General features: G+C 67.7%; 8 protein-coding genes. 4 read left to right on the top strand and 4 right to left on the bottom strand.

Annotated features, from left to right (window positions below; translation table 11 throughout):
• The first annotated feature begins 80 nt into the window (after positions 1-80).
• Complete coding sequence (locus tag ACZ4YL_RS19740; protein ID WP_468117907.1) at positions 81-1,199, top strand: hypothetical protein; 1,119 nt, start codon at positions 81-83, stop codon at positions 1,197-1,199.
• 429 nt (positions 1,200-1,628) lie between these two features.
• Here ACZ4YL_RS19740 and ACZ4YL_RS19735 read toward each other — a convergent pair whose 3' ends face one another.
• The 4 genes from ACZ4YL_RS19735 to ACZ4YL_RS19720 all read right to left on the bottom strand — a co-directional run bounded on the left by ACZ4YL_RS19735 (position 1,629) and on the right by ACZ4YL_RS19720 (position 5,694).
• Positions 1,629-2,480 carry an RCC1 domain-containing protein gene (locus ACZ4YL_RS19735; protein ID WP_468117906.1) on the bottom strand — a complete coding sequence of 284 codons (852 nt, stop codon included), beginning with the start codon at positions 2,478-2,480 and terminating at the stop codon, positions 1,629-1,631.
• Between the two features lie 67 nt (positions 2,481-2,547).
• Complete coding sequence (locus ACZ4YL_RS19730) at positions 2,548-3,381, bottom strand: IS5 family transposase (RefSeq protein WP_468117905.1); 834 nt, start codon at positions 3,379-3,381, stop codon at positions 2,548-2,550.
• A 421-nt stretch (positions 3,382-3,802) separates the two neighbouring features.
• Positions 3,803-4,060: a hypothetical protein gene (locus ACZ4YL_RS19725; protein ID WP_468117904.1), complete on the bottom strand. Its 258-nt coding sequence runs from the start codon at positions 4,058-4,060 to the stop codon at positions 3,803-3,805.
• A gap of 728 nt (positions 4,061-4,788) precedes the next feature.
• Positions 4,789-5,694, bottom strand: a complete 906-nt coding sequence (locus tag ACZ4YL_RS19720; protein WP_468117902.1) for a hypothetical protein — start codon at positions 5,692-5,694, stop codon at positions 4,789-4,791.
• Positions 5,695-6,890: 1,196 nt separating this feature from the next.
• Between ACZ4YL_RS19720 and ACZ4YL_RS19715 the strand changes: the two genes are divergently transcribed.
• The 3 genes from ACZ4YL_RS19715 (at position 6,891) to ACZ4YL_RS19705 (ending at position 10,142) form a co-directional block, all read left to right on the top strand.
• Positions 6,891-7,103: a hypothetical protein gene (locus tag ACZ4YL_RS19715; protein WP_468117900.1), complete on the top strand. Its 213-nt coding sequence runs from the start codon at positions 6,891-6,893 to the stop codon at positions 7,101-7,103.
• 1,118 nt (positions 7,104-8,221) lie between these two features.
• Entirely contained in the window at positions 8,222-8,731 is a 510-nt protein-coding gene (locus tag ACZ4YL_RS19710; RefSeq protein ID WP_468117898.1) for a hypothetical protein, read from the top strand.
• A 67-nt stretch (positions 8,732-8,798) separates the two neighbouring features.
• Positions 8,799-10,142 (top strand): SMI1/KNR4 family protein, encoded by a 1,344-nt coding sequence (locus ACZ4YL_RS19705; protein WP_468117897.1) that lies wholly within the window; start codon positions 8,799-8,801, stop codon positions 10,140-10,142.
• Positions 10,143-10,229: the final 87 nt, after the last annotated feature.

Genomic DNA, 10,229 nt, shown 5'->3' with positions numbered 1-10,229 from the left:
CTCATCGTGCCGAGACGCCAGCGGTGTTGTTCAAAACCTGACAACCTGACGGGACGCTGAACCGCCTGGGAGGACTCGCCATGACCGAAACTCTGATCGACGCCACCGACGCCGGCGGAGACGACGCCAATCGGGAGGCCGTCGAGCATGAGCGGGCCGAACTGCGGGAGTTCATCAAAGGGCTGAGCGCGGACGACATCAAGTCGGGCGGCTGGTTCACCAAGCTCAGCGCCCAGGCCCTGAGCTCCTACACCGCCAAGGTCAACTGGCAGTACTTCCAGGAGCGGTACGAGGGCGTACCCGCGGATGCCATAGTCGAGCAGCGGATCAAGATGGCGGCCCGGTACGCCGCGCTCGAAGGCGGGCTCTCCGCCGGTGCCTACTCGGCGGCCGTCGCCGCCACCATCGGGAGCCTCGGTGGTGCCTCGCCGGCGACGTTCCCGGCAGCCGTCGCGACCGTCATGGTCGACGTCGCGTTCATCACCCGGCTCCAGCTCCGCCTGGCCTACGACATCGCAGTCCTCTACCGGGTCCCGCTCGACCTGTCCGACCCCGATGACATGTGGAAGCTCATTCGCGTGGCCTTCACGATCAAGAGCGGGGAAGTGGTCCGGGAAGGCGTGGTCAAGGCGGTCCCGGTCTTCGTGCGGCCGGTGATCAAGCGCTTCTACTCCGGAACGGTCCTGACCGCCGCGAAGGGATTCCCCGTCGTCGGGAAGCATCTCCTGCAACGCAACGTCATCAAGATCGGTATCCCTGCGGTCGGCGTCCCCCTCGCAGTGGTGTTGAACCGCTACACGACGCTGCTCGCGGGGCGGCACGCGCAGGCCGTCTTCCGGAACGAGGCTCGGGTGATCGAAATCGCCGAGGGCCTGAGCGAGCGGAGCCGGCACCCGCAGTTGACGCTGTGGGTCGCGTGGCTCGTCATCACGGCGGACCGGAAGATCGCCGACGACGAGACGCTGTTGATGCGGCACTTGGTGAGGCTGGTCCGGGATCGGCATCAGGTGGTCGACGAACGGCTCGCTCACATGGTCGACATGGATCCCGCCGAGGTGTGGCGACGCCTGGACGCCGAGCCAGGGGATCTGAGCGACCTCCTCGACGTGGCCGACCGGGTGGCCACGGTGGACGGCCCCGTCAACGCGCGCGAGAAGGCCGTCATCTCCGAACTTCAAGATCGCTGCCGCCGAGCCTGACGCCGGCAGCCGGGCGGGCGGTCCGATGCTCGCGGAGGTTGACCAGGGCGATGATCTCGTCGGGCAGGTGCTTCTGGTCGGGTCGGTCTGCAGGAGCGGGCACCACGGCCTCAGCCGTCATCCTGAACAAGGCGGTGAGCCTGGTGGTGGTCCCGGTCCCATGGCCAGCCCGCCCGCCCGCCTCGCCCCGGTCCCGCCGGCCGATGTCGCCGCACACCGGCCCGTCGCGGTCAACCTGCTGGCCGGCAGTCTCCTCGGAGCCTGGGCCGGAGCCGGCGGGGCGATGCGCATGCGCAGCACCACCCTCTGCCGGTCGTCCGGTGCATGGGGTCTCCCCAGGCCCGCAGGGCCTAAGGACTGGAATCAGAATGAGGTCTTCAAGGCTGGGGAATGACAGCAGGTCAGTTTGCGTTGGCACGGTCCTGAGGGCTATTGAAGCTGGACTCCGGACCAGGCATCGACTTCGCACTGTCTGTCGGCATTGTTCCCTGCGGTCACGACTGTGCCGTTGGCACGCAGGCCAAGGGTGTGCGTTGAACCGGCCGCCACGGCGACAATGTCGCGCCAATCGCCGACTTCGCACTGTCGGTAGCTGTTGTCTCCCGCTGCGAGGATCCGTCCGGACGCAGTGACCCCGACGGTGTGGTAGCTGCCCGCGCTGAGCGCCACCACGTCTTCCCACTCATCGACCTCGCACGCCCCGGTTGCCCGGTCTCCGGTTGCTACTGCTCGCCCGTCGGCTCTGAGGCCGACGGTATGGAGATACCCAGCCGAAATGGTGGCTAGGTCACGCCACCCTTCAACAGCACACTGCCGTCGTCGGTTGCTCCCTGCGGCCAGTGCAGAACCGTCCGACCGGACGCCGACCGAGTGCCAGTCACCACACGAGAGGACGACCATCTCGCGCCAGGACTGCACGTCGCACTGCCCTTCTGAACTCCGGCCAACTGCTAGCACGCAGCCATTCGCGAGTAGCCCGAGCGTGCGGCGCCAACCTGCGGCCACGGCCGTGACGCCTCGCCATCCGGCGACATCACATTGGCCATCGCCATTCCACCCCGTTGCCAGCACCGTGCCGTCCGAGCGGAGTCCCACCGTATGAGACCTGCCCGTGTTCGTCGCGGTATGGACGTTGCCAGCTGCCACCGCGACGACGTCTTCCCATCGCTCGACACGACATTCAGCCGCTGCGGCTTTGCCCACTGCGAGAACGGTTCCATCCCAGCGCCGTCCCACCGAATGACGCCTTCCGGCCGCCAGCGCCGACGAGTTAGCGAGCATTCCGCCTCCTTGCGCTTTGCTTGGCGTGAGTTCGCGACATGGGATGTCACCTTACTTTGGCCTGGGATCAGAGCGAGGTCCTCAGTTGCCGCCAGCAGATGACGGCACAACCGAGTGTGATGAAGGCCTGGTGGATGTCGTCGCGGATCTCCCAGCGGATGCGTAGGCGGCGGAACCAGTGCAGTAGTGCGATGGCGCCTTCCACGACCCAGCGGTGTACGCCGAGTCCGGAGCCGTGTTCGGTGCCGCGGCGGGCGATGTGCGGGGTGATTTCGAACCGTCGGACCTGGTCGCGGTAGCTCTCGTGGTCGTAGCCGCGGTCGGCGTAGAGATACCTCGGGCGGCGCAGGGGTTGGCCGCGTTTGCCTCGGATCGGCGGGACGGCTCGGATCAGTGGGATCAGCTGGGTCACGTCGTTGCGGTTGCCGCCGGTCAGCGTGGCGACCAGCGGGATGCCGTGGGCCTCGACGATCACATGATGCTTGCTGCCGGTCTTGCCCCGATCCACCGGGGACGAGCCGGTGGCCGCACCACCTTTCATCGCCCGCAGATGGCTCGAGTCGACCGACGCCCGGGACAGATCCAATATGCCAGCCACCCGCAGTTCGGCCAGCAGCATCGCGTGCGGACGCTGCCAGACCCCGGCCTCGTTCCAGTCCCGCAGTCGCCTCCAGCAGGTCATCCCGGAGCCGAAGCCGAGTTCCTGCGGGAGAGGGCGCCAAGGGATGCCGGTGTAAAGCACGAACAGGATGCCGCACAGAACTCGCCGGTCATCGAGCCGACGACGCCCCGGGTACCGGAAGCGTCGCTCAATCGCCGGCAACAGCGGCTCGATACGCTCCCACAGCCCATCGTCAACCTCCCATGGCTTGCGCCCACCACGAGTCTCGGCCGTAACCACCCGCTCCGGGCCGCATCAACGCGAACTGACGCTTCGACATTCCCGCGTCCCGGAGAACTCATTCTGATTCCAGTCCTAAGGGAAGCATCGCAAGGCGGAGGGGCACTCGTGTACTGGACGTACTCGAGTGCCCCGACAACCTGGGGGTCTCTCTGGACGGAGTCTGGGGGATGAGGTGCCGTGCCGGGCGGGCCGGCCCCGGCAAGATCTGGAACGACGCCTTTTGGCCCAAGAAGGTGTGGACCGGTAACAGGACGGTCGATGCTGAGCGGCCTCGGGAACCTCACCGTAGTACGGCGCGAAAACATCCTGATGGGGGACGGGATCAGTCGACGGCCCCCCTCGCTGCTCCGGCGGTCGGTCGGGCGCCGGTCCCAGGGGGTCCGACCGGGAGAACGGGCAAGGGGGGCCGCCCGCCGGTTCACCGTTGGTACTGCAGAGCGTCGGCACCCGCAGCGATGACTTCGGCGAGACGGTTGGCGAAGTCTGCGTTACATCCACCGAGCCGGACGAAACCGTGGCTGGCCACCGGCCCGTCGTTGCACAGGGAGGGAAGGGTCATGCCGGCGAGCGCGAGAGCCGCCTGAAGTTTGGTGACTGCGTCTTGGCCGTCCTGGTAGGCGGCGTCCTGACGCCGCTTGTGCTGGATCCGCTCGGCGTGGGTCAGTTCGTACACCATGGTTCTTGCCTTTCGTGTCAGGTATGACAGGTATGACAGGTGTGGGAGGCGAGGCGCCGGAGCGCATCGTGGATTCGTTCGGTCGGTTCGGTCGGTTCGGCCGTCGAGGTGTGGCCCCCGGCCCGGCTCACCGCCCCTCGGCACACGGCTGCCATGGGCGCCGCGGCGTTGATCACACGGCAGGCCCGGGGTGCGGGCCACGGCCCGGGCCGCAGCCCGGTGATCAGGGTTCGGACCTGGGCATGAACCGTCGGGTTGAGTCTGCGCACGGCCCGTGACTATCGGTTTCGATCTTCGTTTCAAAGGTGCAGGCGAGCACCCTTCTGATGCGTGGGGAGGACCGGGTTGTCCAGGAAATCGGCGGCTGTCACCGCCTCCGCTCATGGCGGTCGCCGCGACAGGGACGCTCGGCACTCTCACGTCGTGGCCCGGCAGCGCTGTTCCCGCCGACCGGCTTGCGCGGGAACCTTACGGCCGGCCCCCCGGATGCGGCATCAGCACCTCAGTTCGTCGGCACCGGGACTGTCGGCCGGTCAGACTCCACCGACGGTGCGAAGTTGAGCGCCCGGCCCTCCCGCCGGAGTGCACCGTCTCTTGCCGGCCGGACAGTTGGAGAACGCCGTGGTTGCCCCCGAGGCGCCGGCACGACACCGATCGCCTCTCCGGGACCCAAGCCGAGAGCCGTGGCTCCGGCCTGCTTACGAGACACCGCCGCACACGTAGGACCGTCATGCTCCGTACCCGAATCTGCGCCCGCTGGACGGAGAGCGGCCCGTCCTTCTGTCTGCCGCGGAGTAGCCGGGACGGACATCGTCCGGGCGGCTGCGGGGCGTGGCCGCCTGCCCGGGCCCCAGAACAGAGGCGGACGGGTTCCGGTGTCGTGGAGCGGCCTGGCGGGGCGGCCGCGTGAGCGTGATCTGGCGGACCAGCTGCTGGAAGCAGGCCAGTGCGGCGATGGCCGGGAGCGCGGACGACGTCTCGGCGGCGAGTGTTCTGGGTGCCTGGGCCACGCACAGAAGCGTCGCCAGGGTGGAGAACAGCAGAACGATCGACCAGGAATGAAGCGCGCGGCGCTGGTGCAGCGCGGACCTGAGGATGGACAGGGAGGCGACCGTCCACGGCCCGTAGATCAGCAGGGGCCACCAGCTCACCACATCGCGGGCCGTGTGGAGCCCGGCGCTGTGACGCAGGGCGTCGCAGATGGCCATCCCGCTGAGGACGCTCACCACGCCGGCGATGACGGCGACCAGTACGGCGGTGAACAGGCTGCCCGTCTGGAGCAGGGTCGCCACCGGCGTCCTCGACGCGTTCCGGCGGTGCCCGCTGGAAGCACGCTTCGGCGGCCGCTCGGCCGGGGTCTGGGTCTGTCTCAGCCCGGCGACGAGGCCGAATGCACTGACCGTGTCACCGGTGTCGTCGTAGCCGACGCGGGTGAAGGACTCCGGCTGTCCCGGTGCGGGGCTCTCCTGGAGCAGGCTCGCGAGCTCTTCCACCTGATCCCACGGCAGATGCGTCTCACCGGACCCGCCCAGCGGCTCCCCGTGTCCTGGGTGTTCTGGCCGGCGCCAGGACATGGTGGTGGCCGACTGGGGGTGGAGGCTGTGGACGTCCGGGTATCCGTACGAATCATGCACGGGCACTGCCGCCCGAGCGCTCGTCGACAGTCGTGGACGGTGCGGTGTCCCCAGACCTCCGGTCGAAGTCGACCTGGATCATGCTCATCGTACGGAGGAAGTCCTCAAGGAGCGAGGACGAGTAACTCAGATCGATTTCGAGGCCCCCGTCTTGCAGCGTTGCGTTCCTGATCTCGCTGGATCCGGTTGACCCTGGAGTGAAAATCCACTTTCCGATCCGGGTGGACCCGGTGTGAAAACCACCTCCCCCTTCGTCTTCTTCCAGAGGCCTGCGGAAGAAGAAGGGGGGCTTTGCTGTTGTCATATTCCATAAACGCTGGCGATCTTGGTCAGGGTATGCGCCATCCGGGTGATGGTGGCGAGTGGGTAAGTGTTGACCCTGCCTCTTGTCGATTCCGGTAACACGACAAGAGTGTGGCAGTCATGTCCTGCCGTGCTGCTAATCCGCAGCTCAGGGAGGCGTTGGTGTCGGGCCGAAGCGGGCCTGCGAACGCTCTGCCGCGTGCTGCGCGCCGGCCTGACGGCGCCCCGATATGTGATCGGATGCGTCTCCACATGTCGCCCACTCACCATATTTTCATCCCTCCATGCCGATTTCCTGGCGTCAGATGGCCACCGTACCTGAGCACGCCGATCCACGGCCCGAGCCCCTGGGCGCCGACTGATCATCGGTAAATGAACTGAGATGCCAGGGTCGGCGGATTGCTGCGCATGGCTGCAATCCGAGGGCGGGGCCGCAACTCTGCATATGCCTCTGCGTTATGCCCGACGATCGACGGGGCCCAGTTCGTGTGCCCCCTTGAGCTTCAGCCTTCGAAAGGACCAGCTGTGGGACACCTCCTCCTGTGGATCGTGCTGCTCTCCGCCGCACTGGGCACGGGTTGCACCGCGTTCACGTCATCAGGGACCGGCCGTTTGTGGCGCGTGGACGCCCTTGAGCTGAGGCGGCAAGAACGCTTCAAGCACGTCCTGTCCTGCCATGTGGACGCCATCCGGCTGTCTCGCCGGCACGCCGCGGTACAAGATGAGAAGTCTGCGGGCCTCCCGGCCTGCCCGAGTGCGGAGCCGCTCCAGGCCGCCCATGAGCTGTGTTGGCCCCTGTCTACCACGGCGGGTCGGGGGGATTCCGACTCCCGGTGACGAAGGCCCTGGCTCGCGATAGGCCTTCGATGCCACTGCCCCATGACGATGCGCCGATGATCTCGGACCGAATGCCACGCAATTCCTCACACCGTCAGACCGCGCATCCGACCGAAAGCGCGGTCGACAGCGTCGAATCCCTTGGAAACCCCGGCAATATGCACATCGTCGGCTGGGTAAAAACCCCGGCAATCCGCGCATTGCCGGTTACGCAAAAACCCCGGCAATCGGTACATTGCCGGATCTCGGAGCCATGGCATCCGTCCTGAACCGGCGGTGGTTGTGCAATTCCCGTTCGACGTGCCTCCGTGCTAATTGTTGGCGGAAAGAAAGAGCGGGATATACCCAAAATAAAAAAAGTATCATCCATCTATTTGCGTTCGGCGCGGCCAAGGAGTGGCTGATCTCGTGAAGGAGCATGAACATGGCATCTGTGGCGACTTATCGGATGACGACTCATGGTCGGCCGTGCCCCGCGGTGTCCGGCGGGCGGCAGCACGGACGGCGAGCGCGGTCCGGGCTGCACTGATGCGCGTGACACGCCGCCTCGCTGAAGCGGGTATGGCCGGCGCCATCACTCCGCCCGGAATGAAAAAGAGATCGGCACAAGTACTCCAAGACGAATACCGGGCGGGCTTCCCCCTGCCCTTGCCCCATCAAGCGAGCGCCACGAGTGACCCCCACGGATGTCCGTGGTGCCTCTCGCTCGGCAACCCCGACCCTCCCCGCCGGCCCGACCCCGAGCACTGAACCGTGACGTGCTCCCGGGCGGGGGCCAGGGTGCCGTCCGTGGTGGTCGATGCCGCGGGCGGCTGTCTCGGGCGGCAGGGCTCGCGGAAGGCCACGTACGGCAGGCGGTTGCTCGTACCTGCCTCTTCGGGGCAAGAGGTCGGGCGGAATCGGACACACCGCCCAGCGAAGGGTGAGCGTGCCGGCGGGGATGATCCCTGCCGGCACGCGAATTCCCGTTCGGATCAGGGTGGTTGCAGCAGTCACGTTCTCCTTGGCGACACACGCGGCCGACGGTGCGGCGCAGGCCTCCGTCCCTGCGCCCTCGGCACCAGCAGGCCCCCACCGACACTCCTGGAGCCATGTCGCCCGAGGAACTGGCGGACGCCGTCCGGAACGGGGAACGCGGCGAGCCCGGCGAGCTCGGCGGACCCCTGCGGATCGGGCCGGACGGAACGATCCTCACCTGACGAATGAGCGTCCTGGGCCGAGGCGATCGGCTCGCGCCATCGGCTCGCCGCCGACCGAAATACTCAAGAGGTCTTGGCTGCCTTCGACGCTTTGATGCGACTGGCGTGAAGCCGCAGACGGGCGAGAAGTCGGCAGCAGGCGGCGGCGCGGTCACGGGAGAGGGTTCCGGCAAGCCGAAGGGCGGCAAGTGGACTTCGACACCGTGCTCAACACCGAGGACCGGATCGGGCAGGCACTTCCAGATCCGGGGGCGATGAAGGGCTGGAAGCCGAAGACCGGCCGCGCGGAGATCGAGGAGCAGCCCAAGTCCGCGGCGGAGTGCGCTCCGGACACGCATGGGGACTGCACCGGCATCGCGGATGGCTCGGTGAAGTTCGAGGCGGCCGGCGAGCACGCCTACTTCGACATCACGGCCAACGCCGACAAGAAGGCCGCCGAAGCTGCGTGCCGCAAGGAGAAGGACTGGTCGGCCAAATACGGCAAGGCGGAGGTGGCTGTGGTCCCCGGCGTCGAGGGGCACTCGTACTACCGCAACGCCGGTAGTCTGGACGGCCTCGACCTCACCATGTGCCTGGGCACGGTCATCGCCCAGGTAAGGGTGGAGGACGCGGGAGGCAGCTCCCTGGACCCGGCCACCGTCAGCTCCTTGGCCCAGGTCTTCGTCCCCCGCATCCAGAAGGCTGCCTCAGCCTCCTGACGCACCGTGGTGTGGCGAGCGGCGGCCCGGCGTTTCCTCTGTCACTGGTTCCGCATACGGTCTGCGCATGGTTGATCTGAGACCTCCCATGCCCCCTTCGATATGCGACTTCGCTACGTGGGAGCCCGTACTGCGGCTCCTTCGGGCCGGCGACGGGGAGAGGCATACCGGCCTGCCCGTACGTGGAGCGGGACGTGTGGGCCAGGACAGCTGGAGCCTGCCCCTGAGGGGACGCGTGTCGCCGGCCTGCCGACGCGCCGTGGATCGGGTGCGGCGGACACTCGCACGTGCGGGAGTCGACGAGATCGCCTTCACGGCCGAGATCCGGTCGACCGGGAGGACCACGCTCCGGCTGATCGAGCGTGGGCCGGCCGTGGAAGCTGCCTTCGGCAGACCGGACCTCGGTGTGCTCGTCCTGGTCGAAGACGCCCTGCCCGAGCCCTGGCGCCGCCTCCCCGTTCCGGGACCCGATGCGGGGCCGGCCCCCTCGGCGAACCCGACACTGCTGGAACGCACGCTTCGCGAGCGGTTGCCCGACGCCATCGGGGCGACGGAGGAGCAGATCGCTGCCGCTGAAGCGCGCCTCGGAGTCACGCTTCCCGAAGAGCTCAAGGTCCTCTACCGGGTGACACCGGCGCACCGGGAGGACTGGCGGGATGCCTCCGGGGCGGTCGGCTGTGAGCTCCTTCCCCTGGACGATCTCTACGCCGTCGACGGGGCGAGCCGATATCCGCGCTGGGAGTTCGCGGCGAGGGAGACGGTCGTCACCCGGCCCGACGCCGCGGTGCAGGGCCTGGCCGGCTCACCCGGATGGATCGCATTCGGCGACAACGGCGGGGGAGACCGGCTGGCGGTGGATCTGACACCCGGCCCGCGCGGGCATAAAGGTCAGGTCATCCTGCTCGATCACGAGAAGAGCATCGGCGCCGAAATCATGGCCGACTCCCTCACCGACCTTGCCTTGGGACAGCTGAGGGAGGACCCCCTCGACCGGTCTGGGAATCGGCTACCGGTCCTGGCCGCGGTGTGGAGCGGCGGCCTGCAGACCACGCAGGCCGCCGCTCACCCCGCCCTGGAAGTCCTGACCATCGGCGAGTGCGACGGCGCGCGGTTCAGCCTCGCCCCGCTCGTCGGGCTGCCCCGGCTGCGCACCCTCACAGCCCGTCCCGGCACACTCGCCGACCCACTGGAGATCCCCGAGCTCACCGGACTGGAGTTCCTGGAACTCGGCCCGCAGGAATGGCTCCTCCTCCTGGATGCCGGTGCCGTCCCCCGGACCTTGTCGGCCGCCGCCATCACACCGCATGGCGATGACGACCTTGTGCCCCTCGCCAACGAACTCCTCGCCCTCTGGGACCGGCCACAGATCATTCAGGCCGTCCTCGAAGGAGACCTCGGCCCCGTGACGTAGCGCGGCTGTTACGGTCCGGCCAACACACGCCCCGACCACGTACCCACCGTCCTGCGCCGGCACCCTGAGCCGGCGCGGCTGGCTGCG

Source organism: Streptomyces sp. NPDC030021 (assembly GCF_055574035.1).
Note: the sequence above shows the minus strand (reverse complement) of the source record. Positions and strands in the feature narration are given on the sequence as shown.